This window comes from Leclercia sp. S52 (assembly GCF_039727615.1).
In the GTDB taxonomy this organism is placed as follows: domain Bacteria; phylum Pseudomonadota; class Gammaproteobacteria; order Enterobacterales; family Enterobacteriaceae; genus Enterobacter; species Enterobacter adecarboxylatus_B.
This window is the reverse complement of record NZ_CP152474.1, coordinates 3,340,953-3,364,885: the sequence shown is the minus strand read 5'-3', so window position 1 is coordinate 3,364,885 and position 23,933 is coordinate 3,340,953. Positions and strand designations below refer to the sequence as shown.

18 protein-coding genes and 3 pseudogenes are annotated in these 23,933 nt (G+C 59.0%); 19 read left to right on the top strand and 2 right to left on the bottom strand.

What is annotated here, in order from left to right:
* The first annotated feature begins 78 nt into the window (after positions 1-78).
* The 11 genes from nuoC (at position 79) to nuoN (ending at position 13,802) form a co-directional block, all read left to right on the top strand.
* Positions 79-1,881: an NADH-quinone oxidoreductase subunit C/D gene (gene nuoC / locus AAHB66_RS16150; RefSeq protein ID WP_347113595.1), complete on the top strand. Its 1,803-nt coding sequence runs from the start codon at positions 79-81 to the stop codon at positions 1,879-1,881.
* 2 nt (positions 1,882-1,883) lie between these two features.
* On the top strand, positions 1,884-2,384 hold the full coding sequence (gene nuoE / locus AAHB66_RS16145) for an NADH-quinone oxidoreductase subunit NuoE (RefSeq protein ID WP_014071107.1): 501 nt from the start codon (positions 1,884-1,886) through the stop codon (positions 2,382-2,384).
* A complete protein-coding gene (gene nuoF, locus AAHB66_RS16140) occupies positions 2,381-3,718 on the top strand; it encodes an NADH-quinone oxidoreductase subunit NuoF (protein ID WP_014071106.1) in 1,338 nt (445 codons plus the stop codon). Before nuoE ends, nuoF begins: the two co-directional genes overlap by 4 nt.
* A 54-nt stretch (positions 3,719-3,772) precedes the next feature.
* Entirely contained in the window at positions 3,773-6,499 is a 2,727-nt protein-coding gene (gene nuoG / locus AAHB66_RS16135) for an NADH-quinone oxidoreductase subunit NuoG (RefSeq protein ID WP_347113594.1), read from the top strand.
* Positions 6,496-7,473 (top strand): NADH-quinone oxidoreductase subunit NuoH, encoded by a 978-nt coding sequence (gene nuoH, locus AAHB66_RS16130; protein ID WP_347113593.1) that lies wholly within the window; start codon positions 6,496-6,498, stop codon positions 7,471-7,473. Before nuoG ends, nuoH begins: the two co-directional genes overlap by 4 nt.
* 13 nt (positions 7,474-7,486) lie before the next feature.
* A complete protein-coding gene (gene nuoI, locus AAHB66_RS16125; protein WP_003861491.1) occupies positions 7,487-8,029 on the top strand; it encodes an NADH-quinone oxidoreductase subunit NuoI in 543 nt (180 codons plus the stop codon).
* A gap of 11 nt (positions 8,030-8,040) precedes the next feature.
* Complete coding sequence (gene nuoJ, locus AAHB66_RS16120) at positions 8,041-8,595, top strand: NADH-quinone oxidoreductase subunit J (RefSeq protein ID WP_347113592.1); 555 nt, start codon at positions 8,041-8,043, stop codon at positions 8,593-8,595.
* Positions 8,592-8,894, top strand: a complete 303-nt coding sequence (gene nuoK / locus AAHB66_RS16115; RefSeq protein ID WP_032612773.1) for an NADH-quinone oxidoreductase subunit NuoK — start codon at positions 8,592-8,594, stop codon at positions 8,892-8,894. The genes nuoJ and nuoK overlap by 4 nt, the downstream gene beginning before the upstream one ends.
* Positions 8,891-10,732: an NADH-quinone oxidoreductase subunit L gene (gene nuoL, locus AAHB66_RS16110; RefSeq protein ID WP_347113591.1), complete on the top strand. Its 1,842-nt coding sequence runs from the start codon at positions 8,891-8,893 to the stop codon at positions 10,730-10,732. The genes nuoK and nuoL overlap by 4 nt, the downstream gene beginning before the upstream one ends.
* A 76-nt stretch (positions 10,733-10,808) precedes the next feature.
* On the top strand, positions 10,809-12,338 hold the full coding sequence (gene nuoM, locus AAHB66_RS16105; RefSeq protein ID WP_347113590.1) for an NADH-quinone oxidoreductase subunit M: 1,530 nt from the start codon (positions 10,809-10,811) through the stop codon (positions 12,336-12,338).
* Positions 12,339-12,344: 6 nt separating this feature from the next.
* On the top strand, positions 12,345-13,802 hold the full coding sequence (gene nuoN, locus AAHB66_RS16100; RefSeq protein ID WP_333848779.1) for an NADH-quinone oxidoreductase subunit NuoN: 1,458 nt from the start codon (positions 12,345-12,347) through the stop codon (positions 13,800-13,802).
* Positions 13,803-13,918: 116 nt separating this feature from the next.
* Here nuoN and AAHB66_RS16095 read toward each other — a convergent pair whose 3' ends face one another.
* Both AAHB66_RS16095 and rnz read right to left on the bottom strand, forming a co-directional pair.
* The gene (locus tag AAHB66_RS16095) at positions 13,919-14,923 is read right to left on the bottom strand and encodes a chemotaxis protein (RefSeq protein WP_347113589.1); all 1,005 of its coding nucleotides are present in this window, start codon (positions 14,921-14,923) and stop codon (positions 13,919-13,921) included.
* Between the two features lie 66 nt (positions 14,924-14,989).
* Positions 14,990-15,908, bottom strand: a pseudogene (rnz, locus tag AAHB66_RS16090) (ribonuclease Z).
* A gap of 73 nt (positions 15,909-15,981) precedes the next feature.
* Between rnz and AAHB66_RS16085 the strand changes: the two are divergent.
* The 8 genes and pseudogenes from AAHB66_RS16085 (at position 15,982) to menE (ending at position 23,923) form a co-directional block, all read left to right on the top strand.
* Positions 15,982-16,443: a GNAT family N-acetyltransferase gene (locus tag AAHB66_RS16085; RefSeq protein ID WP_347113588.1), complete on the top strand. Its 462-nt coding sequence runs from the start codon at positions 15,982-15,984 to the stop codon at positions 16,441-16,443.
* Positions 16,444-16,505: 62 nt separating this feature from the next.
* Positions 16,506-16,811 carry a stress response protein ElaB gene (gene elaB, locus AAHB66_RS16080; protein ID WP_142486542.1) on the top strand — a complete coding sequence of 102 codons (306 nt, stop codon included), beginning with the start codon at positions 16,506-16,508 and terminating at the stop codon, positions 16,809-16,811.
* Between the two features lie 99 nt (positions 16,812-16,910).
* Positions 16,911-18,206, top strand: a complete 1,296-nt coding sequence (gene menF / locus AAHB66_RS16075) for an isochorismate synthase MenF (protein ID WP_347113587.1) — start codon at positions 16,911-16,913, stop codon at positions 18,204-18,206.
* An 88-nt stretch (positions 18,207-18,294) separates the two neighbouring features.
* Positions 18,295-19,966 (top strand): annotated as a pseudogene (gene menD / locus AAHB66_RS16070) (2-succinyl-5-enolpyruvyl-6-hydroxy-3-cyclohexene-1-carboxylic-acid synthase).
* Entirely contained in the window at positions 19,963-20,739 is a 777-nt protein-coding gene (gene menH, locus AAHB66_RS16065) for a 2-succinyl-6-hydroxy-2,4-cyclohexadiene-1-carboxylate synthase (protein ID WP_347113586.1), read from the top strand. The pseudogene menD and the gene menH overlap by 4 nt, the downstream one beginning before the upstream one ends.
* Entirely contained in the window at positions 20,736-21,593 is an 858-nt protein-coding gene (gene menB / locus AAHB66_RS16060) for a 1,4-dihydroxy-2-naphthoyl-CoA synthase (protein ID WP_142486538.1), read from the top strand. The genes menH and menB overlap by 4 nt, the downstream gene beginning before the upstream one ends.
* Positions 21,593-22,559: pseudogene (menC, locus tag AAHB66_RS16055) on the top strand (o-succinylbenzoate synthase). Before menB ends, menC begins: the two are co-directional and overlap by 1 nt.
* Positions 22,556-23,923 carry an o-succinylbenzoate--CoA ligase gene (gene menE, locus AAHB66_RS16050; protein WP_347113585.1) on the top strand — a complete coding sequence of 456 codons (1,368 nt, stop codon included), beginning with the start codon at positions 22,556-22,558 and terminating at the stop codon, positions 23,921-23,923. Before menC ends, menE begins: the two are co-directional and overlap by 4 nt.
* Positions 23,924-23,933: the final 10 nt, after the last annotated feature.

The window sequence follows — 23,933 nt, the reverse complement described above, 5'->3', positions numbered from 1 at the left end:
GGGCATGGAGATAACCTTCGCATATCACTATTCAAATAGCGCGAAGCCACGCCCGACAGTCACCACGGACCTTTTGCAATGGTGAACACTATGACCGACTTAACCGCGCAAGACGCCGCCTGGCAAACACGGGATCATCTGGATGACCCGGTCATTGGCGAACTGCGCAACCGTTTTGGGCCGGATGCCTTTACTGTTCAGGCCACCCGCACCGGGGTACCCGTTGTTTGGGTGAAGCGTGAGCAGTTACTGGAAGTGGTTGATTTCCTCAAGAAACTGCCTAAACCTTATGTCATGCTGTTTGACTTACACGGCATGGACGAACGTCTGCGAACTCACCGCCAGGGTCTCCCTGCTGCGGATTTTTCCGTTTTCTACCACCTGATCTCAATAGACCGCAACACGGATATCATGCTCAAGGTGGCATTGTCTGAAAACGACATGCATCTGCCAACGATCACCAAACTTTTCCCGAACGCCAACTGGTATGAGCGTGAGACCTGGGAAATGTTTGGCATGACCTTCGACGGCCACCCGCACCTGACGCGCATCATGATGCCGCCAACCTGGACCGGTCACCCGCTGCGTAAAGACTACCCGGCGCGCGCCACCGAATTCGACCCGTTTGAGCTGACCAAAGCCAAACAGGATCTGGAGATGGAAGCGCTGACCTTCAAGCCGGAAGACTGGGGCATGAAGCGCGGTACCGACAACGAGGACTTCATGTTCCTCAACCTCGGTCCGAACCACCCATCGGCGCACGGTGCATTCCGTATTATTCTTCAGCTTGATGGCGAAGAGATTGTCGACTGCGTTCCGGATATCGGTTACCACCACCGTGGTGCTGAGAAGATGGGCGAGCGTCAGTCCTGGCACAGCTACATTCCGTATACCGACCGTATCGAGTACCTCGGCGGCTGCGTAAACGAAATGCCATACGTGCTGGCCGTTGAGAAACTGGCGGGTATCACCACCCCGGATCGCGTTAATGTGATTCGCGTGATGCTGTCAGAACTGTTCCGTATTAACAGCCACCTGCTGTACATCTCCACCTTCATTCAGGACGTCGGCGCGATGACTCCGGTCTTCTTCGCCTTTACCGATCGTCAGAAAATCTACGATCTGGTGGAAGCGATTACCGGTTTCCGTATGCACCCGGCCTGGTTCCGTATCGGCGGTGTGGCACACGATCTGCCGCGCGGTTGGGACCGTCTGCTGCGTGAATTCCTCGACTGGATGCCGAAACGTCTGGCCTCCTACGAGAAAGCCGCACTGCGTAATACCATCCTGATTGGTCGTTCTAAAGGCGTTGCCGCCTATGGCGCGAAAGAAGCGCTGGAGTGGGGTACAACAGGTGCAGGTCTGCGTGCCACCGGTATTGATTTCGACGTGCGTAAAGCCCGTCCTTACTCTGGCTACGAGAACTTCGACTTTGAAGTCCCGGTGGGCGGCGGTGTTTCCGACTGCTACACCCGCGTGATGCTGAAAGTGGAAGAGCTGCGCCAGAGCCTGCGCATCCTTGAGCAGTGCCTCAACAACATGCCGGAAGGCCCGTTCAAGGCGGATCATCCGCTGACCACGCCGCCACCGAAAGAGCGCACGCTGCAGCATATCGAAACCCTGATCACGCACTTCCTGCAGGTTTCCTGGGGCCCGGTGATGCCGGCGCAAGAATCCTTCCAGATGATCGAAGCGACCAAGGGTATCAACAGTTACTACCTGACCAGCGACGGCAGCACCATGAGCTATCGTACCCGTGTACGTACGCCAAGCTTCCCGCACCTGCAGCAGATCCCGTCCGCCATTCGCGGCAGTCTGGTCTCCGACCTGATTGTGTATCTGGGTAGTATCGATTTTGTTATGTCAGATGTGGACCGCTAATTATGCACGAGAATCAACAACCACAAACCGAGGCTTTTGAGCTGAGTGAAGCAGAGCGTGCCGCCATTGAGCACGAGATGCACCACTACGAAGACCCGCGTGCGGCGTCCATTGAAGCGCTGAAAATCGTACAGAAACAGCGTGGTTGGGTGCCGGATGGGGCGATCTATGAGATCGCAAAAGTGCTGGGTATCCCGGCAAGTGACGTAGAAGGCGTAGCCACGTTCTACAGCCAGATCTTCCGTCAGCCGGTCGGCCGCCATGTGATCCGCTACTGTGACAGCGTTGTTTGTCACATCACCGGTTATCAGGGCATTCAGGCCGCTATCGAGAAAAAGCTCGATATCAAGCCAGGGCAGACCACCTTTGATGGTCGCTTTACCCTGCTGCCAACCTGCTGCCTGGGCAACTGCGACAAGGGGCCGACCATGATGATTGATGAGGACACTCACAGCCATCTGACGCCGGAAGCCATTCCTGACCTGCTGGAGCAGTACAAATGAAAACTGTAATTCGTACTGCTGAGACTCATCCGCTGACCTGGCGTCTGCGCGATGATAAACAGCCGGTATGGCTTGAAGAATACGAAAGCAAAAACGGCTATGCCGGTGCGCGTAAGGCACTGGGCGGTATGGCGCCGGATGAAATCGTTAATGCGGTTAAAGACGCTGGCCTGAAAGGGCGCGGCGGCGCGGGCTTTTCCACCGGTCTGAAGTGGAGCCTGATGCCGAAAGACGAATCCATGAACATCCGTTACCTGCTGTGTAACGCCGATGAAATGGAGCCGGGCACCTATAAAGACCGCCTGCTGATGGAGCAGCTGCCGCACCTGCTGGTGGAAGGCATGCTGATCTCCGCGTTTGCGCTGAAAGCCTACCGCGGCTACATCTTCCTGCGTGGCGAGTACATCGAAGCGGCAGAGAACCTGCGTCGCGCGATTGCCGAAGCCACCGAAGCGGGCCTGCTGGGCAAAAACATCCTCGGCACCGGTTTCGACTTCGAACTGTTCGTCCACACCGGGGCAGGGCGTTATATCTGTGGTGAAGAGACCGCACTGATTAACTCCCTCGAAGGCCGCCGTGCTAACCCGCGTTCCAAGCCACCGTTCCCGGCAAGCTCCGGCGTATGGGGTAAACCGACCTGCGTTAACAACGTCGAAACCCTGTGTAACGTCCCGGCGATCCTCGCTAACGGCGTGGAGTGGTATCAGGGCATCTCTTCAAGCAAAGATGCCGGTACCAAGCTGATGGGCTTCTCCGGTCGCGTGAAGAACCCGGGCGTCTGGGAACTGCCGTTTGGCACCACCGCACGTGAGATTCTTGAAGACTACGCCGGCGGTATGCGCGATGGTCTGAAATTCAAAGCCTGGCAGCCGGGTGGGGCAGGGACTGACTTCCTGACCGAAGCCCACCTTGACCTGCCAATGGAATTCGAAAGCATTGGTAAAGCAGGCAGCCGTCTGGGTACGGCGCTGGCGATGGCCGTCGACCACGAGATCGGCATGGTATCGCTGGTGCGTAACCTGGAAGAGTTCTTCGCCCGCGAGTCCTGCGGCTGGTGTACACCGTGCCGTGACGGTCTGCCGTGGAGCGTGAAGATCCTGCGTGCTATAGAGCGTGGTGAAGGCCAGCCTGGCGATATCGAGACACTTGAGCAACTGTGTCGATTCCTGGGCCCGGGTAAAACCTTCTGTGCGCATGCGCCAGGCGCGGTTGAGCCACTGCAGAGCGCGATTAAATATTTCCGCGACGAATTCGAAGCAGGCATCAAGCAGCCGTTCAGCAATACCCATTCAATCAATGGTATTCAGCCGAACCTGTTGAAAGCGCGCTGGTAAAAACAGAATTTTGATTAACGCTCGGTTTCGACCGAGCCAACTGGAAGCATGCTAATGGCTACGATTCATGTAGACGGCAAAGAATACGAGGTCAACGGTGCGGACAACCTGCTGGAAGCTTGTCTGTCCCTCGGCCTTGATATTCCGTATTTTTGCTGGCATCCGGCGCTGGGGAGCGTCGGTGCTTGCCGCCAGTGTGCGGTGAAGCAATATCAAAACGCGGAAGACACGCGTGGTCGCCTGGTGATGTCCTGTATGACGCCAGCCACCGAAGGTACCTTTATTTCTATCGACGACGCGGAAGCCAAACAGTTCCGCGAAAGCGTGGTGGAGTGGTTGATGACCAACCACCCGCACGATTGTCCGGTCTGTGAAGAGGGCGGTAACTGCCACCTTCAGGATATGACCGTGATGACCGGGCACAGCTTCCGTCGTTACCGTTTCACCAAACGTACCCACCGTAACCAGGATCTGGGGCCGTTCATCTCTCACGAAATGAACCGCTGCATCGCCTGCTACCGCTGCGTGCGTTACTACAAAGACTACGCCGATGGCGAAGATCTGGGCGTCTATGGCGCACATGACAACGTCTACTTCGGTCGTCCGGAAGATGGCACCCTGGAGAGCGAATTCTCCGGTAACCTGGTCGAAATCTGTCCGACCGGCGTCTTCACCGATAAAACGCACTCCGAGCGTTACAACCGTAAGTGGGACATGCAGTTTGCGCCAAGCATCTGCCAGCAGTGCTCCCTCGGCTGTAACACCAGCCCGGGTGAACGCTATGGCGAGCTGCGTCGTATCGAAAACCGTTACAACGGTACCGTTAACCACTACTTCCTCTGCGACCGTGGTCGTTTCGGCTATGGCTATGTGAACCTGAAAGACCGTCCGCGTCAGCCGGTTCAACGTCGTGGCGATGACCTGATCACTCTGAACGCTGAACAGGCGATGCAGGGCGCGGCAGATATTCTGCGCCAGTCGAAGAAAGTGATCGGTATCGGCTCTCCGCGCGCCAGCATCGAAAGCAACTTCGCGCTGCGTGAGCTGGTGGGTGCGGATAACTTCTACACCGGTATCGCTCAGGGCGAGCAGGAACGTCTGCAGCTGGTGCTGAAAGTGCTGCGCGAAGGCGGAGTCCATACTCCGGCGCTGCGCGAAATCGAATCTTACGATGCGGTGCTGATCCTGGGTGAAGATTTAACCCAGACCGGCGCTCGCGCTGCCCTGGCGGTTCGTCAGGCGGTGAAAGGTAAAGCACGTGAAATGGCAGCGGCGCAGAAAGTGGCTGACTGGCAGATCGCGGCGATCCTGAACATCGGTCAGCGCGCCAAGCATCCGCTGTTTGTCACTAACGTCGACAATACCCGTCTGGACGACATCGCGGCCTGGACCTACCGCGCCCCGGTTGAAGATCAGGCGCGCCTTGGCTTTGCTATCGCTCACGCGCTGGACAGCAGCTCCCCGGCCGTTGAAGGCCTGGATCGCGACCTGCAGAATAAGGTTGACGTGATCGTGCAGGCGCTGGCCGGTGCGAAGAAACCTCTAATCATTTCCGGGACTAACGCCGGTAGCGCTGAGATCATTGAAGCCGCAGCCAACGTGGCTAAAGCGCTGAAAGGTCGCGGTGCTGACGTTGGCGTGACCATGATTGCCCGTGCGGTAAACAGCATCGGTCTGGGCATGATTGGCGGCGGCTCTCTGGAAGCCGCGTTAAGCGAACTGGAATCCGGTGCTGCTGACGCCGTGGTGGTGCTGGAAAACGACCTGCATCGTCATGCTTCCGCTGCCCGCGTTGACGCAGCCCTGTCTAAAGCGCCGCTGGTGATGGTTATCGACCATCAGCGTACGGCGATCATGGACAAGGCGCATCTGGTGCTCTCTGCGGCAAGCTTCGCCGAAAGCGACGGTACCGTTGTTAACAACGAAGGCCGCGCCCAGCGCTTCTTCCAGGTTTATGACCCGGCCTACTACGACAACAGCATCGTGATGCTGGAAAGCTGGCGCTGGCTGCACTCCCTGCACAGCACCGTGCTGAGCCGTGAAGTGGACTGGACCCAGCTCGACCACGTCATCGACGCAGCCGTGGCACAACTGCCGCAGCTGGCAGGCATTAAAGATGCGGCGCCGGAAGCGAGCTTCCGTATTCGCGGCCAGAAACTGGCCCGTGAACCGCACCGCTACAGCGGCCGTACCGCAATGCGTGCCAACATCAGCGTGCATGAACCGCGTCAGCCGCAGGACAAAGACACCATGTTCGCCTTCTCAATGGAAGGGAACAACCAGCCGTCTGCGCCACGTTCGCAGATCCCGTTCGCATGGGCACCAGGCTGGAACTCCCCGCAGGCATGGAACAAGTTCCAGGCGGAAGTGGGCGGTTCCCTGCGCCACGGCGATCCGGGCGTGCGTCTGATTGAAGCAAGCGTTAACGGTCTGGAGTTCTTCTCCACCGTTCCGGCACGCTTCCAGGCGGAAGAGGGCAACTGGCGTATTGCGCCGTACTACCATCTGTTTGGTAGCGACGAAATGTCCCAGCGTTCCCCGGTCTTCCAGACCCGTATGCCGCAGCCGTACATCAAGCTCAACCCGGCGGATGCCGCGAAGCTTGGCGTGAACGCAGGCGCGCACATCAGCTTTAGCTACGAAGGCCAGACAATCAGCCTGCCGCTGATTATCTCTGAAGGTCTGACAGCAGGGCAGGTGGGTCTGCCGATGGGGCTGCCTGGCATCGCGCCAGTGCTGGCGGGTGCGCGTCTTGATAACCTGCAGGAGGCAAAAGCATGAGTTGGTTTACGCCCGATCTTATCGACATCCTGCTGAGCATCCTGAAAGCGGTTGTTATTCTGCTGGTGGTAGTCACCTGCGGCGCGTTCATGAGCTTCGGTGAACGTCGTCTGCTCGGTCTGTTCCAGAACCGTTACGGACCGAACCGCGTGGGCTGGGGTGGTTCACTCCAGCTGGTCGCGGACATGATCAAGATGTTCTTTAAAGAGGACTGGATCCCGCGCTTCTCGGATCGCGTGATCTTTACTCTGGCACCGATGATCGCCTTCACCTCGCTGCTGCTGGCGTTTGCTATCGTTCCGGTCAGCCCGACCTGGGTTGTGGCGGATCTGAATATCGGGATCCTGTTCTTCCTGATGATGGCAGGCCTCGCGGTTTACGCGGTGCTGTTCGCCGGCTGGTCCAGTAACAACAAATACTCCCTGCTGGGTGCGATGCGTGCGTCTGCGCAGACCCTGAGCTACGAAGTGTTCCTGGGTCTCTCCCTGATGGGTGTGGTGGCGCAGGCCGGTTCATTCAACATGACCGACATCGTCAACAACCAGGCCGACATCTGGAACGTGATCCCGCAGTTCTTCGGTTTTGTTACCTTTGCTATCGCGGGCGTGGCGGTGTGTCACCGTCACCCGTTTGACCAGCCAGAAGCCGAACAGGAACTGGCCGACGGTTACCACATTGAATATTCCGGTATGAAGTTCGGTCTGTTCTTCGTGGGCGAGTACATCGGTATCGTCACCATTTCCGCGTTGATGGTAACGCTGTTCTTTGGTGGCTGGCATGGCCCGTTCTTACCGCCGTTCATCTGGTTCGCGCTGAAAACCGCGTTCTTCATGATGATGTTCATTTTGATTCGCGCAGCGTTACCGCGTCCGCGTTATGACCAGGTAATGTCCTTCGGCTGGAAAGTGTGCCTGCCGCTGACGCTCGTCAACTTGTTGGTAACGGCGGCTGTCATTCTCTGGCAGCAGCCATAAGGGGCTTTAGACCATGACCTTGAAAGAATTATTGGTAGGTTTCGGCACCCAGGTACGCAGTATCTGGATGATCGGCCTGCACGCGTTTGCCAAACGCGAAACCCGGATGTACCCGGAAGAGCCGGTATATCTGCCGCCGCGCTACCGTGGCCGTATCGTGCTGACGCGCGATCCGGACGGTTCGGAGCGCTGCGTTGCCTGTAACCTGTGTGCGGTAGCCTGTCCGGTAGGCTGTATCTCTCTGCAGAAAGCCGAGACGGTAGACGGTCGCTGGTACCCGGAGTTCTTCCGCATCAACTTCTCACGCTGCATCTTCTGCGGTCTGTGTGAAGAAGCGTGCCCGACCACGGCGATTCAGTTGACCCCGGACTTCGAGCTGGGCGAATACAAGCGTCAGGACCTGGTGTACGAAAAAGAGGATCTGCTGATTTCCGGTCCGGGCAAATACCCGGAATATAACTTCTACCGGATGGCGGGTATGGCAATCGACGGCAAAGATAAGGGCGAAGCAGAGAACGAAGCCAAGCCTATCGACGTCAAGAGCCTGTTACCGTAAGGAGAGGGGCAATGGAATTCGCTTTTTATATCTGTGGCCTGATCGCCATCCTGGCTACGCTGCGAGTGATTACGCACACCAACCCGGTGCATGCGCTGCTCTATTTAATCATTTCGCTGCTGGCCATTTCCGGGGTGTTCTTTGCGCTGGGCGCACACTTTGCGGGTGCGCTTGAAATCATCGTCTACGCCGGGGCCATCATGGTTCTGTTCGTCTTCGTGGTGATGATGCTGAACCTGGGCGGCTCTGAAATTGAACAGGAACGTCAGTGGCTGAAGCCGCAGGTGTGGATTGGTCCGGCAATTTTGTCGGCCATCATGCTGGCGGTGATCGTTTACGCCATTCTGGGTGTGAACGACCAGGGTATCAACGGTACGCCAATCAGCGCCAAAGCGGTGGGTATCACCCTGTTCGGGCCATACGTACTGGCGGTTGAACTGGCCTCGATGCTGCTGCTGGCAGGCCTGGTGGTGGCATTCCACGTTGGTCGCGAAGAGCGTGCTGGCGAGGTGCTGAGCAACCGCAAGGACGACAGCGCGAAAAGAAAAACGGAGGAACGCGCATGATCCCTTTACAACACGGACTGATCCTCGCAGCGATTTTATTCGTGCTGGGCTTAACCGGTCTGGTTATCCGCCGCAATCTGCTGTTTATGCTGATTGGCCTGGAGATCATGATCAACGCTGCCGCGCTGGCCTTTGTGGTCGCCGGTAGCTACTGGGGCCAGACCGATGGTCAGGTGATGTACATTCTCGCCATCAGCCTTGCGGCTGCCGAAGCGAGTATTGGCCTGGCGCTGTTACTGCAGCTCCACCGTCGCCGCCAGAACCTGAACATCGATTCAGTAAGTGAGTTGCGTGGATGAACATGCTTGCCTTAACCATTATTTTTCCGCTGATTGGCTTCCTGCTGCTGGCATTTTCTCGCGGCCGCTGGTCTGAGAATCTGTCTGCCACCGTTGGCATCGGCTCTATTGGTCTGGCTGCGCTGGTCACAGCGTATGCGGGTATCGACTTCTTCAGTAATGGACGTCAGCCTCACAGCGTGCCGCTGTGGACCTGGATGTCGGTCGGTGATTTCAACATCGGTTTCAACCTGGTGCTGGATGGTCTGTCTCTGACCATGCTCTCCGTGGTGACCGGCGTGGGCTTCCTGATCCACATGTTCGCCTCCTGGTATATGCGCGGTGAAGAGGGTTACTCCCGCTTCTTCGCCTACACCAACCTGTTTATCGCCAGCATGGTGGTTCTGGTGCTGGCCGATAACCTGCTGCTGATGTATCTCGGCTGGGAAGGCGTGGGTCTCTGCTCTTACCTGCTGATCGGTTTCTACTACACCGATCCGAAGAATGGCGCAGCGGCCATGAAAGCGTTCGTCGTGACCCGTGTGGGTGACGTCTTCCTCGCCTTTGCGCTGTTCATTCTTTACAACGAACTGGGCACGCTGAACTTCCGCGAAATGGTAGAACTGGCGCCGGCGCACTTCGAAGCAGGGAACAACATGCTGTGGTGGGCAACCCTGATGCTGCTGGGTGGTGCTGTGGGTAAATCCGCACAGCTGCCGTTGCAGACCTGGCTTGCTGACGCGATGGCGGGTCCAACCCCTGTCTCCGCGCTGATCCACGCCGCGACCATGGTTACCGCCGGTGTTTACCTGATTGCGCGTACCCACGGTCTGTTCCTGATGACCCCGGAAATCCTGCACCTGGTCGGTATCGTTGGTGCGGTAACGCTGGTGCTGGCAGGCTTTGCCGCGCTGGTGCAAACCGACATCAAACGCGTTCTCGCTTACTCCACCATGAGCCAGATTGGCTACATGTTCCTGGCGCTGGGCGTACAGGCGTGGGACGCGGCGATTTTCCATCTGATGACGCATGCGTTCTTTAAAGCGCTGCTGTTCCTCTCGTCCGGTTCGGTGATCCTCGCCTGCCACCACGAGCAGAACATCTTCAAGATGGGCGGTCTGCGCAAATCCATTCCGCTGGTTTACGTCTGCTTCCTGGTGGGCGGCGCGGCGCTGGCGGCACTGCCGCTGATCACCGCGGGCTTCTTCAGTAAGGACGAAATCCTTGCGGGCGCCATGGCGAATGGTCATATCAATCTGATGGTTGCGGGTCTGGTCGGTGCATTCATGACCTCCCTGTATACCTTCCGTATGATTTTCATCGTCTTCCACGGTAAAGAACAAATTCACGCTCACGCAGGGAAGGGGATTACCCACCACCTGCCGCTGATTGTGCTGCTGGTACTCTCCACCTTCGTTGGCGCAATGATTGTGCCACCGCTGCAGGGCGTACTGCCGGCGACAACCGAGCTTGAGCACGGTCGCGTTCTGACGCTTGAAATCACCTCGGGTGTGGTCGCCATTGCGGGCATCCTGATCGCTGCCTGGCTGTGGCTCGGTAAACGTACGCTGGTCACTGCGGTGGCCAACAGTGCGCCGGGCCGTCTGCTGGGTACCTGGTGGTACAACGCCTGGGGCTTCGACTGGCTGTACGACATGATCTTCGTGAAACCCTTCCTCGGCATAGCGTGGCTGATTAAACGCGATCCGCTGAACTCACTGATGAACACCCCGGCAATCCTCTCCCGCTTTGCAGGTAAAGGCCTGCTGTTCAGCGAGAACGGGTATCTGCGCTGGTACGTGGCGTCCATGAGCATCGGTGCGGTTGTGGTGCTGGCGCTGCTGATGGTGTTGCGTTGATCGTTAAGTGAATTTAATTCGAATTCGTTGAAAATCAGGCCCCTGCTGGGGGCCTTAAAAAGGAATGCAAATCGCCATGTTACTACCCTGGCTAATATTAATTCCCTTTATCGGTGGGTTCCTGTGCTGGCAGACCGAACGCTTTGGCGTGAAGATGCCGCGCTGGATTGCGCTGATCACCATGGGATTGACGCTTGCGCTTGGCCTGCAACTCTGGTTGCAGGGCGGCTATTCTCTGACCCAGTCCGCGGGCATTCCGCAGTGGCAGTCTGAATTCATTCTGCCGTGGATCCCGCGTTTCGGTATCACTATTCACCTGGCGATTGATGGTCTGTCGCTACTGATGGTGGTGCTGACCGGTCTGCTCGGCGTTCTGGCGGTACTGTGCTCCTGGCGAGAAATCGAAAAATACCAGGGCTTCTTCCACCTGAACCTGATGTGGATCCTGGGCGGCGTTATCGGCGTGTTCCTTGCCATCGACATGTTCCTGTTCTTCTTCTTCTGGGAGATGATGCTGGTGCCGATGTACTTCCTGATCGCGCTGTGGGGCCATAAGGCGTCCGACGGTAAAACGCGTATCACGGCGGCAACCAAGTTCTTCATCTATACCCAGGCGAGTGGTCTGGTGATGTTGATTGCCATCCTGGCGCTGGTATTCGTGCACTACAACGCGACCGGTGTCTGGACCTTCAACTATCAGGATCTGCTGAAGACCCCGATGTCTCACGGTGTTGAATACCTGCTGATGCTGGGCTTCTTCATTGCGTTTGCGGTGAAAATGCCGGTGGTGCCACTGCACGGCTGGCTGCCGGATGCACACTCCCAGGCACCAACGGCGGGTTCCGTTGACCTGGCGGGCATCCTGCTGAAAACCGCAGCCTACGGTCTGCTGCGTTTTGCACTGCCGCTGTTCCCGAATGCCTCCGCAGAGTTCGCACCAATTGCCATGTGGCTGGGTGTGATCGGTATCTTCTACGGTGCCTGGATGGCCTTCACGCAGTACGACATCAAACGTCTGATTGCTTACACCTCCGTCTCCCACATGGGCTTCGTGCTGATTGCGATCTACACCGGCAGCCAGCTGGCGTACCAGGGCGCGGTAATCCAGATGATTGCGCACGGTCTGTCCGCAGCCGGCCTCTTCATTCTGTGTGGTCAGCTGTATGAACGTCTGCACACCCGCGACATGCGTCAGATGGGCGGTTTGTGGGGCAAAATGAAATGGCTGCCAGCGATGTCGATGTTCTTCGCGGTTGCCACCCTGGGGATGCCAGGCACCGGTAACTTCGTCGGCGAATTCATGATCCTGTTCGGCAGCTTCAAAGTGGTGCCGGTCATTACCGTGATCTCCACCTTTGGTCTGGTGTTCGCTTCCGTGTACTCGCTGGCGATGCTGCACCGCGCTTACTTCGGTAAAGCGAAGAGTGAAATCGCTGCCAAAGAGCTGCCGGGGATGTCGCTGCGCGAGCTGTTCATCATCCTGCTGCTGGTCGTACTGCTGGTGCTGCTGGGCTTCTATCCGCAGCCGATTCTGGATACCTCGCACTCCGCGATGGGTAACATCCAGCAGTGGTTTGTTAATTCTGCTTCTACTACAAGGCCGTAAATCGCCATGACAATAACTCCACAACAACTGATTGCGCTGCTACCGCTGCTGATCGTCGGATTGACGGTGGTGGTTGTGATGCTCTCCATTGCGTGGCGACGCAATCACTTCCTGAATGCCACGCTGGCGGTGCTGGGTCTGAACGCTGCGTTAGTCTCCCTCTGGTTTGTTGGCCAGGCGGGCGCGATGGATGTCACTCCGCTGATGCGCGTTGACGGCTTCGCCATGCTGTACACCGGGCTGGTGCTGTTAGCCAGCCTGGCGACCTGTACCTTTGCTTACCCGTGGCTGGAAGGCTACAACGACAACAGAGAAGAGTTTTACCTGCTGGTTCTGATTGCCGCCCTCGGTGGTATTCTGCTGGCGAATGCGAACCATCTGGCGGCGCTGTTCCTCGGTATTGAGCTGATCTCTCTGCCGCTGTTCGGCCTGATTGGTTATGCCTTCCGTCAGAAGCGCTCTCTGGAAGCGAGTATCAAGTATACGATCCTGTCTGCTGCTGCTTCGTCCTTCCTGCTGTTTGGTATTGCGCTGATCTACGCCCAGTCCGGTAACCTCTCCTTCATGGCGCTCGGCAAGAGCCTCGGCGACGGCATGCTGCACGAGCCGCTGCTGCTGGCGGGTCTGGGCATGATGATTGTTGGCCTTGGCTTTAAACTCTCTCTGGTGCCGTTCCACCTGTGGACGCCAGACGTTTACCAGGGTGCTCCGGCACCGGTCTCCACCTTCCTGGCGACGGCGAGCAAAATCGCTATCTTCGGCGTGGTGATGCGTCTGTTCCTGTACGCACCGGTAGGCGAGAGCGAAGCGGTTCGTGTAGTGCTGGGTATTATTGCCTTCGTCTCCATCATCTTCGGTAACCTGATGGCGCTGAGCCAGACCAACATCAAGCGTCTGCTCGGTTACTCCTCCATCTCGCACCTTGGCTACCTGATGGTGGCGCTGATTGCGCTGCAGAGCGGTCAGATGTCCATGGAGACCGTGGGTGTCTACCTGGCCGGTTACCTGTTCAGCAGCCTCGGCGCGTTCGGCGTGGTGAGCCTGATGTCCAGCCCGTACCGTGGCCCGGATGCCGATTCACTGTTCTCCTACCGTGGTCTGTTCTGGCACCGTCCGATCCTCTCCGCGGTCATGACCGTAATGATGCTGTCGCTGGCGGGTATCCCGATGACGCTTGGCTTTATCGGTAAGTTCTACGTGCTGGCTGTCGGTGTGCAGGCGGGTCTGTGGTGGCTGACGGCGGGTGTCGTTATCGGCTCCGCGATTGGTCTCTACTACTATCTGCGCGTTGCCGTGAGCCTGTACCTGAGCGCGCCTCAGCAGCTCAACCGCGATGCACCGACCAACTGGCAGTACAGCGCCGGTGGTATTGTGGTGCTGATCTCCGCGCTGCTGGTACTGATCTTCGGTATCTATCCGCAGCCGCTGATTACCATCGTGCAGCACGCGATGCCGCTGATGTAAACAAACAAAAAACCCGCCTCGGCGGGTTTTTTTATTGCCCAGCGGCGCTGCGCTTGCAGGGCCTACGGGTATTGTAGGCCGGGTAAGCGCAGCGCCACCCGGCAAAAGAGCGCAAATCAGGCCAACTGCTTACGGCTAATCAACGGCCCGTCAATCTTCTTCGTTGAGCGCTCCAGCACCTCTTCAATCACCGATGACAGCTCGTTCAGCTCGAACTTCGCCACGTAGCCATCGGCTTTCACCTTGCGGATATGATCTTCGTTGGCGTTGCCAGACAGGGAAGAGTGGATCACCACCGGAATGTCTTTCAGGATCGCGTCGGTTTTGATTTTGCGGGTCAGGGTAAAGCCGTCCATCTCCGGCATCTCAAGGTCGGTCAGCACCATGGCGATCTTATCGGTGATCGGCACGCCTTCCGCCTGTGCCTGTGCCGCCAGGACGCCAATTTTCTCCCACGCCTCTTTGCCGGTGATATGCATCAGCGCCGGGATCTGCATCGCCTGCAGCCCTTTCTCCAGCATCGAACGCGCCACTTTGGAGTCTTCTGCCACAATCGCCACGGCACCCGGCTTGATATTGAATTTGGTGGTCTTCAAATCGGTAGCATGCAGATCGTGGTTGGCCGGAGTGATGTCATACAGGATCTGCTCCACGTCCAGCACCATCGCCAGATCGTTGGTATCGGTCTTCTCGTCCAGGCAGGCAATACTGGTGATATAGCGTCCGCTGACGGCGGTTTCCGCCGCGTGCACCTGCTTCCAGTCCAGTCGCATAATGTTTTCGACCGACTCGACGGCAAAGGCCTGTACGCTGCGGGCATACTCGGTGATCAGCAAGATATTCAGCCCCGTCGTCGGCTTGCAGCCCGCCACGGCGGCGAGATCGATAACCGGGATCACCTGGTCACGAATATTGACCATCCCCATCAGGGGTGACTTCATCCCCGCGGGTTTGGTGAACGCTGGCATGGGCACAATCTCGCGAAGCTTAAAGACGTTGATGCCGAACAGCTCAGATTTGTTTTCATTCATTGATGTGCCGAGACGAAACAGCAGCAGCTCAAAACGGTTCGACAGGGTCAGATTTGCCCTGTCATCAATGTCTTTCTGGAAATTATCCATTCTACCCTCGAGTGAAAAATACCTGCCTGTTAGGGGTTATCGGCAGTCCCGGGGAAAAATAGAGCGTTAAACACGCATCGTGGCAAAATCTTCTGCCAGCTGGCTGTCGGCAAAGAGGGCACGGCACTCGGCCAGCAGCATGGCGCAGCCTTCGGCGTCATAGCGGGAGCTGACGTGGGTGACGATCAGCTTTTTCACCTGCGCGTCGCAGGCAAGCCTGGCCGCCTGATGCGTTGAGCTGTGGCCGCGGCTGTTGGCTTTCTCCTCCATCGCCGCCTCAAGCGTCGCCTCATGTACCAGTAGATCGACGCCCCGGGCCAGCGCGAGGGCGTTCTCGCAGGGGGGCGGTATCCCCGAAGATGGCCAGCTTCTTACCGGGACGGGGTGGGGAGAGATAGTCTGCGCCGTCGATCGTCCGGCCATCGTCCAGAGTAACGCGCTCCCCGCGCTTGAGCTGCTGGAACAGCGGGCCGAAGGGCACACCGGCGGCCACGAGCGCCGCACCGTCCAGAGCGCCGGGTTTATCCTGCTCCTCAATGCGATAGCCGTAACACTCCACGGGGTGATTCAGCGCGGCCGCGGTCACGGTATACGCATCATCGCTGAACACCACGCCGGCGCTAATCTCGACAATCTCAAGGGGATAGTCGGTCCAGGAGCCGCTGATGCGCAGGCTGGTTTCGACAAACTCACGGATCCCGGGCGGGCCGTAAATGGTCAGCGGGTGCATATTGCCCGCCATCGAGCGACTGCACAGCAGCCCCGGCAGGCCAAAAAGATGATCGCCGTGCAGATGGGTAATGAAAATTTTATCCAGTTTGCCGGGATGGCTGGCGGTGCGCAGCAGCTGGTGCTGCGTCCCTTCGCCGCAGTCAAACATCCACAAACCGCCGCGGGTCGGGTGCTGTAAATCCAGCAGAATTGAGGTGACGTTGCGCGTACGGGTCGGCACGCCAGCAGATGTTCCTAAAAAAAGCAGCTCCATAATGCACTCAGCCTCTGTGCCGGGGATGAAAAGTCATTAGTATAAGGGCTACCTACACGATAAGGAGACCCCAATGATCCAGTGGCAAGATCTGCACCATAGCGAACTGACCGTTCCCGCGCTTTATGCCTTACTTCAGCTGCGCTGCGAGGTCTTTGTCGTCGAACAAACCTGCCCTTACCAGGACATCGACGGCGACGACCTGGTGGGGGAGAACCGCCATATCCTCGGCTGGAAAGATAACCAGCTGGTGGCTTATGCGAGGATTCTGAAAAGCGACGACGATTTTTCCCCCGTTGTGATTGGTCGGGTCATTGTCAGCGGCCAGGCGCGGGGCGAAAAGCTCGGATACGCCCTGATGGAAAAAACGCTGCACGCCTGTGAAAAACAGTGGTCGAACAAAGCGTTATACCTGGGCGCGCAGGCGCATTTGCAGGCATTTTACGCCCATTTTGGCTTTGTGCCGGTGACCGACGTCTACGATGAAGATGGCATCCCGCATATCGGCATGGCGAAAGAGATACAACAAGCGTAGCAGGCAGAATCGGCAGGGATTGTCTATAGTTAGCGAACTGATGCAACCACAAGGAGAAAACTATGTCCTTCCAATCTTCGGAAACGCATGTTGATGACGATCTGACGCTGTTGAGTGAAACGCTGGAAGAGGTCCTCCGTTCTTCAGGCGATCCGGCCGATCAAAAATACATTGAGCTGAAGGCGCGCGCCGAACAGGCACTGCACGACGTGAAAACACGCGTCAGCCAGGCGTCGGACACTTACTATTATCGGGCTAAAAAAGCGGTCTATCGTGCAGACGATTATGTCCGTGAAAAACCCTGGCAGGGTATTGGGGTAGGTGCCGCCGCCGGTCTGGTGCTCGGTATTCTTCTCGCCCGCCGTTAACGCTACACACGCACGCTTCTCCCTGCTAAATAGGGGGGTACTGCTTTTTCAGGCAACTACCCCGTATAATGTGAGGTTTTTGAGCTGGGAGAAGTTCGCGTGCACTCGATTTCCACCGCGCTGGCAGGCCTTTGCCACCAGTTAGCCGCCGATTTTCCTGATGCACCTGGCCTGCATCACCTCGATGTCTCTTTTGCGCTCAACGATGCGTTTGACCCACTCGCCTGGCTGAATGCCCAGCAATGTTTTCCCCAGTTCTACTGGCAACAGCGGAACGGCGATGAAGAGTACGCCGCGCTGGGGGCAACCCAACACTTCGCCTCTCTCTCAACCGCCCGTCATTTTTTACAGCGTTATCCGCAATGTCCTGACCTTAAGGTCGTTGGCGTGAATGCGTTTGATCCGCAGCAGGGCGACCTGTTCCTGCCGCGTCTGCTGTGGCAACGCAACGGCGGAACCGCGACGCTGCGGCTGGTACTTTGCAGCGCTACCTCGCTGAAAAACGATGCGCAGCACGCGCGCGAATTTATCCGCTCCCTTGAAGAGAGCCAGCCTGTCGAGGCTGTTGTCCAGCCGGTGGTGAGCGAGACCCACCGGCCGGAGAAATCCGGCTGGCTGGCGTTAGTCCGCCGTGCAACCGACGCCATTGCTCAGGGGGCGTTCGATAAAGTAGTGCTGGCCCGGGCAACGGATCTGCAGTTCAGCCTGCCGGTTAACCCTGCCGCCCTGATGGCGGCCAGCCGTCGGGTGAATTTCCAGTGCTACCACTTTTTGATGCGTCCCGATGCGACTCATGCGTTTCTCGGTTCGTCGCCGGAGCGGCTGTGGCGGCGGCGCGGAACCCTGCTGCGCACCGAGGCGCTGGCCGGTACGGTCGCCAGCCATCCGGATGAGGTGCAGGCCGCTCACCTGGGCGACTGGCTGATGAATGATGATAAAAACCAGCGCGAAAATATGCTGGTGGTCGAGGATATCTGTCAGCGCCTGCAGCGCGAGGGTGGGGTGCTTGACGTCCTGCCGCCGCAAATCGTGCGCCTGCGTAAGGTCCAGCATTTACGCCGCTGCATCTGGACCGCGCTACAACAGCCGAACGATGAACAGTGCCAGATGCTGCTCCAGCCCACCGCGGCGGTCGCCGGTCTGCCGCGCCAGGCGGCATGGGAGTTTATCGCCCGCAATGAACCCTTCGACCGCGAGGGGTATGCCGGTTCTGCGGGCTATCTGTCGTTAGCGCAAAGCGAGTTCTGTGTAGCGTTGCGCTCGGCCAGAGTGCAGGGATCCTGCGTGCGCCTGTACGCCGGGGCGGGGATAGTCAGCGGTTCCGACCCGGAACAGGAGTGGCAGGAGATCGAAAATAAAGCCGCCGGGCTGCGCTCTCTCCTCCTAAAGGATTAATACTGAGTCGTACATACCCGATTCATATCAAAATTACATCTTTTCCTATTATTTATACTAAGTCGCAATATTGATACCGGACAATTCCATGTCAGTGAGTTCTTTTAACCGGCGCTGGGCGGCGGTGATCCTTGAAGCCCTGACCCGCCATGGCGTCAGGCACGTTTGCATCGCACCCGGCTCGCGTTCGACGCCGCTGACGCTGGCCGCTGCGGAAAACCGCGCCTTTATTCATCACACCCATTTTGATGAGCGCGGGCTCGGGCATCTGGCGCTGGGGCTGGCGAAAGCCAGTAACGCCCCGGTGGCGGTAATTGTCACCTCCGGTACCGCGGTGGCGAACCTCTATCCGGCGTTGATTGAAGCCGGGCTGACCGGCGAAAAACTGGTCCTGCTGACGGCGGATCGCCCCCCCGGAGCTGATCGACTGTGGCGCAAACCAGGCCATTCGCCAGCCGGGACTCTTTGCCTCTCACCCTACCGAAACGCTGTCGCTGCCGCGTCCGACCCGGGATATTCCCGCACGTTGGCTGGTCTCAACGGTGGATAACGCCCTGGGCGCGTTGCGCGCGGGCGCGCTGCATATTAATTGTCCGTTTGCCGAGCCGCTGTATGGCGAAATGGACGAGACCGATCTTGCCTGGCAGCAGGCGCTGGGTGACTGGTGGCAGAGCGATAAACCCTGGCTGAGCGCCCCGGCAGAGCTTGCCAGCCCCAAACAGCGCGACTGGTTCTTCTGGCGGCAAAAACGCGGCGTGGTGCTTGCGGGCAGAATGAGCGCTGCGGAAGGCAAAAAGGTGGCAGAGTGGGCGCAAACCTTAGGCTGGCCGTTGATTGGCGACGTGCTCTCCCAGACCGGGCAGCCGCTGCCGTGTGCCGATCTGTGGCTGGGCAATGCCAAAGCCGTCACCGAGCTGGAGCAGGCGCAGATTGTGGTCCAGCTGGGCGGCAGTCTGACGGGGAAACGGCTGCTGCAGTGGCAGGCTACCTGCACGCCGGAGGAGTACTGGCTGGTGGATCCGCGGGAAGGACGGCTGGATCCGGCGCACCATCGCGGTCGTCGGCTGGTCTCGAGCGTGGCCGACTGGCTGGAACTGCATCCGGCGGAAAAACGCGCCCCCTGGGCCGCGGCGATCCCGGAACTCTCCCGCCAGGCCTGGCAGCTGACGGCGCAACACAGCGAAGAATTTGGCGAGGCCCAGCTGGCGCACCGCATTCGTCACTATCTGCCCGAGCAGGGGCAGCTGTTTGTCGGCAACAGTCTGGTGGTGCGTCTGATTGATGCCTTTTCCCGCCTGCCGGCAGGCTATCCGGTGTTCAGCAACCGCGGCGCCAGCGGCATTGACGGGCTGATCTCCACCGCAGCCGGGGTCCAGCGCGCCAGCGCCCGCTCGACGCTGGCGATCGTGGGCGATCTCTCGGCGCTGTACGATCTCAACGCGCTGGCGCTGTTACGCCAGGCCTCTGCCCCCTTTGTGCTGCTGGTGATTAACAATAACGGCGGGCAGATTTTCTCCCTCCTGCCGACGCCGCAAAGCGAGCGCGAGCGCTTCTATCTGATGCCGCAAAACGTACAGTTTGAACATGCCGCGGCGATGTTCAGCCTCCGCTATCAGCGCCCGACCAACTGGGCCGAACTGGAGAGCGCCCTGAATACGGCGTGGAGTAAACCCCGCGCAACGCTGATCGAAGTGGTAGTTAACGACAGCGACGGCGCGCAGATGTTGCAGAACCTGCTGGCGCAGGTAAGCCATCTATGATCCTGCAGGGGACGCACTACGCCGGCGCGGCAGGAAAACCCTGGCTGGTTTTCCTGCACGGCTTTTCCGGCGATCGCCGTGAATGGCAGCTGCCCGAGGCGTGTCTGGACGATTATCCTCGGCTGTATCTCGATCTGCCTGGACACGGCGCATCAGCGTCCATTGCGGTGAATGATTTCAGCGATGTGAGTCGTCTGCTGAATCGCACCCTAATTAGTTACAACATACTCAATTACTGGCTGGTGGGGTACTCCCTCGGCGGCCGCATTGCGATGTATCACGCCTGCCAGCGTCCGGATGGGCTGCAGGGGCTGATCGTCGAGGGGGCGCATCCAGGGTTGCGTGACGATCAGGAACGCGCAAGCCGCCGCGCCTCCGATGCGCACTGGGCCGCACGTTTTCGCCATGAACCCTTAGAAGCGGTATTTGCAGACTGGTATCAACAGCCGGTATTTGCCTCGTTAACCGCCGCACAGCGTCAGGAGCTGGTAGCTCTGCGCAGCCGCAACAACGGCACATCCCTGGCCGCGATGTTGCAGGCAACGTCCCTGGCCGAACAACCCGATTTACGGGCCGCGCTCGCTGAGTGCGTGGTCCCTTTTTTCTACCTGTATGGCGAGCGGGATGAGAAGTTCAGGGCGATAGCCCGGGAACTTCCCGCGATCGGCCATGAAATTCCCTTTGCCGGACATAACGCCCATCGGGAAAACCCCGATGCGGTGGCTGAGCGTCTGGCTCAGATACTCCGTCTACCCATAAAGGACACTCTATGATCTACCCTGATGAAAACATGCTCTACGCACCGGTGGAATGGCAGGACTGCTCCGAAGGTTACACCGACATCCGTTACCACAAATCGGCGGACGGCATCGCTAAAATCACCATCAACCGTCCCGAAGTGCGTAACGCGTTTCGTCCGGTCACCGTCAAGGAGATGATCAATGCCCTGGCGGATGCCCGTTATGACGACAACATCGGCGTGATTGTCCTGACCGGGGAAGGCGAAAAAGCCTTCTGCGCCGGTGGCGATCAGAAAGTGCGCGGCGACTACGGTGGATACCAGGATGACTCTGGCGTGCACCACCTGAACGTGCTCGACTTCCAGCGCCAGATCCGCACCTGTCCAAAACCGGTGGTAGCGATGGTTGCTGGCTACTCCATCGGCGGGGGCCACGTGCTGCACATGATGTGCGACCTGACGATTGCCGCAGAGAATGCCATTTTCGGCCAGACCGGCCCGAAAGTCGGCTCCTTCGACGGCGGTTGGGGGGCGTCCTACATGGCCCGCATCGTCGGCCAGAAAAAAGCGCGTGAGATCTGGTTCCTGTGCCGTCAGTACAACGCCCAGGAAGCGCTGGATATGGGCCTGGTCAACACCGTGGTACCCATTGCCGATCTGGAAAAAGAGACAGTGCGCTGGTGTCGTGAAATGCTGCAAAACAGCCCGATGGCGCTGCGCTGCCTGAAGGCGGCGCTGAATGCCGACTGCGATGGTCAGGCTGGGCTGCAGGAGTTGGCGGGCAACGCCACCATGCTGTTCTACATGACCGAAGAGGGTCAGGAAGGACGTAACGCCTTCAACGAGAAGCGCCAGCCGGACTTCAGTAAATACAAACGGAATCCGTAATGCGCAGCGTACAGATCTACCGCTGGCAGGTACCGATGGACGCGGGTGTGGTACTGCGCGAACGGCGGTTAAAAACTCGCGACGGTCTGTTCGTTCATCTGCAGCAGGGCGATCGGCACGGGTGGGGAGAAATTTCCCCCCCTGCCGGGCTTCAGCCTCGAATCGCTGGAGGAGGCCGACGCTTCGCTGCGGGCGTGGAGTAACGCCTGGCGCGACGGCGAAGCGCCTCTGTTGCCCGGTCTGCCGTCGGTGGATTTTGGCATCAGCTGCGCGCTGGCGGAGCTGGACGGCTCCCTGCCGGAAGAGGCTGACTATCGCGCGGCGCCGCTCTGTACCGGCGATCCTGACGAACTTTTTGCCGTACTGGCCGCCATGCCGGGCGAGAAGGTGGCGAAGATCAAGGTGGGTCTGTATGAAGCGGTGCGCGACGGCATGGTAGCGAACCTGCTGCTGGAGGCTATTCCGGATCTGCGTCTGCGCCTTGATGCCAACCGAGCCTGGACCCCGCTGAAAGCGCAGCAGTTTGCGAAGTACGTTAACCCGGCGTACCGGGATCGTATTGCCTTCCTGGAAGAACCCTGTAAAACGCGCGCGGACTCGCTGGCGTTTGCCCGGGAGACGGGGATCGCCATCGCCTGGGATGAAAGCCTGCGCGAGGATGATTTCGAATGGACTGCCGAGCCGGGCGTCAGGGCGGTGGTGATCAAACCTACGCTCACCGGCAGCATCGCGAAGGTGCGCGAGCAGGTGGAAGCGGCCCACGCCCTCGGGCTGACGGCGGTGATCAGCTCGTCGATTGAGTCGAGCCTTGGCCTGACCCAGCTGGCGCGGATTGCCGCGCAGTTCACGCCGGACACCGTTCCCGGTCTGGATACTCTGAACCTGATGCAGGCGCAACTGCTGCGGCCCTGGCCGGGCAACGCCTTGCCCTGTCTGGATCGCGAGGCGCTGGAGCCGCTGCTATGACCTTTTCCGACTGGCCGTGGCGACACTGGTGTGCGCGTAAGGCTCAACAAACGGCGCTGCGGCTTAACGGCGAATGTCTGACCTGGCGCGAGCTCTGTCAGCGTACCGATGCGCTGGCGAGCGGCTTTGTGCAGCAGGGGGTAAGGGAAGGCGATGGGGTGATGCTGCAGGCGCATAATCACCCCGACACGCTGCTGGCATGGCTGGCGCTGTTGCAATGCGGGGCGCGGATCCTGCCGGTGAACCCGCAACTGCCGCGTTCCGTGCTGGAGATCCTGCTCCCGCCCCTGACGCTGCGCTTTGCGCTGGTACTCAACGGTGAGGGCGGCTATTCCGGCCTGTCTGCTCTTACGCTGGATTGGCAGAAGGGGAGTGCGGGTGCGGTCTGGCAGCCTGAGCGGCTGGCGACCATGACTTTAACCTCGGGCTCGACAGGCCTGCCGAAAGCGGCGGTGCACACCTGTGCCGCCCATCTGGCCAGCGCCGAAGGCGTACTGGCGCTTCTGCCCTATGCCGGTGAAGACGACTGGCTGCTCTCTCTGCCGCTGTTCCATGTCTCCGGACAGGGGATCCTGTGGCGCTGGTTGCTGGCGGGTGCCCGCCTGACCGTCTGTGAAAAACAGCCTCTGGAGCAGATGCTGCAGGGCTGTACCCACGCTTCGCTGGTGCCAACGCAGCTCTGGCGGCTGCTCAACGGCGAGGAAGAGGTGGCGCTAAAAGCGGTGCTGCTGGGCGGCGCGGCGATCCCCGGGGAATTAACCCTGAGGGCTGCCAGCCGGGGCATTCGTAGCTGGTGCGGCTACGGCCTGACGGAGTTCGCCTCCACGGTCTGCGCTAAAGAGGCGGATGGCCTGGCGGATGTCGGCTATCCGCTGCCGGGTCGGGAAGTGAAGCTGGTGGAGGGGGAAGTGTGGTTAAAGGCTGCCAGCATGGCCAGCGGCTACTGGTGTGATGGCCAGCTTGTGTCCGTCGCCAACGCGCAGGGCTGGTTCGCCACCCGCGATCGCGGTGAGATTGTGGACGGACGCCTGACGATCCTCGGCCGTATGGATAACCTCTTTTTCAGCGGCGGGGAGGGGATCCAGCCGGAAGAGCTGGAGCGGGTGATTGGCACCCATCCTCAGGTAAGCCAGGTGTACGTGGTTCCCCTCGATGACGTCGAGTTTGGTCAGCGGCCGGTGGCGGTCGTCGAGTGCGAAGCCGGAGCGGATATCGCCCAGCTGCCGCACTGGCTCAGCGATAAGCTGGCGCGTTTTCAGCAGCCGGTGCACTGGCTGGTCCTCCCGGCTGAACTGAAAAATGGCGGGATTAAGATCTCCCGTCGTGCCCTGCAACAGTGGGTTCATCAGTCGTTAAGAGGCTGATTTGCGAGCC

Excerpts from the sequence above, each read along its gene's own strand:
- menH (WP_347113586.1), top strand. The coding sequence starts at position 19,963 with ATGATCCTGCAGGGGACGCACTACGCCGGCGCGGCAGGAAAACCCTGG.
- nuoL (WP_347113591.1), top strand. The coding sequence starts at position 8,891 with ATGAACATGCTTGCCTTAACCATTATTTTTCCGCTGATTGGCTTCCTG.
- nuoN (WP_333848779.1), top strand. The coding sequence starts at position 12,345 with ATGACAATAACTCCACAACAACTGATTGCGCTGCTACCGCTGCTGATC.
- nuoJ (WP_347113592.1), top strand. The coding sequence starts at position 8,041 with ATGGAATTCGCTTTTTATATCTGTGGCCTGATCGCCATCCTGGCTACG.
- nuoK (WP_032612773.1), top strand. The coding sequence starts at position 8,592 with ATGATCCCTTTACAACACGGACTGATCCTCGCAGCGATTTTATTCGTG.
- nuoM (WP_347113590.1), top strand. The coding sequence starts at position 10,809 with ATGTTACTACCCTGGCTAATATTAATTCCCTTTATCGGTGGGTTCCTG.
- nuoC (WP_347113595.1), top strand. The coding sequence starts at position 79 with ATGGTGAACACTATGACCGACTTAACCGCGCAAGACGCCGCCTGGCAA.
- nuoE (WP_014071107.1), top strand. The coding sequence starts at position 1,884 with ATGCACGAGAATCAACAACCACAAACCGAGGCTTTTGAGCTGAGTGAA.
- nuoG (WP_347113594.1), top strand. The coding sequence starts at position 3,773 with ATGGCTACGATTCATGTAGACGGCAAAGAATACGAGGTCAACGGTGCG.
- menE (WP_347113585.1), top strand. The coding sequence starts at position 22,556 with ATGACCTTTTCCGACTGGCCGTGGCGACACTGGTGTGCGCGTAAGGCT.
- nuoF (WP_014071106.1), top strand. The coding sequence starts at position 2,381 with ATGAAAACTGTAATTCGTACTGCTGAGACTCATCCGCTGACCTGGCGT.
- menB (WP_142486538.1), top strand. The coding sequence starts at position 20,736 with ATGATCTACCCTGATGAAAACATGCTCTACGCACCGGTGGAATGGCAG.
- AAHB66_RS16085 (WP_347113588.1), top strand. The coding sequence starts at position 15,982 with ATGATCCAGTGGCAAGATCTGCACCATAGCGAACTGACCGTTCCCGCG.
- nuoH (WP_347113593.1), top strand. The coding sequence starts at position 6,496 with ATGAGTTGGTTTACGCCCGATCTTATCGACATCCTGCTGAGCATCCTG.
- elaB (WP_142486542.1), top strand. The coding sequence starts at position 16,506 with ATGTCCTTCCAATCTTCGGAAACGCATGTTGATGACGATCTGACGCTG.
- nuoI (WP_003861491.1), top strand. The coding sequence starts at position 7,487 with ATGACCTTGAAAGAATTATTGGTAGGTTTCGGCACCCAGGTACGCAGT.
- AAHB66_RS16095 (WP_347113589.1), bottom strand. The coding sequence starts at position 14,923 with ATGGATAATTTCCAGAAAGACATTGATGACAGGGCAAATCTGACCCTG.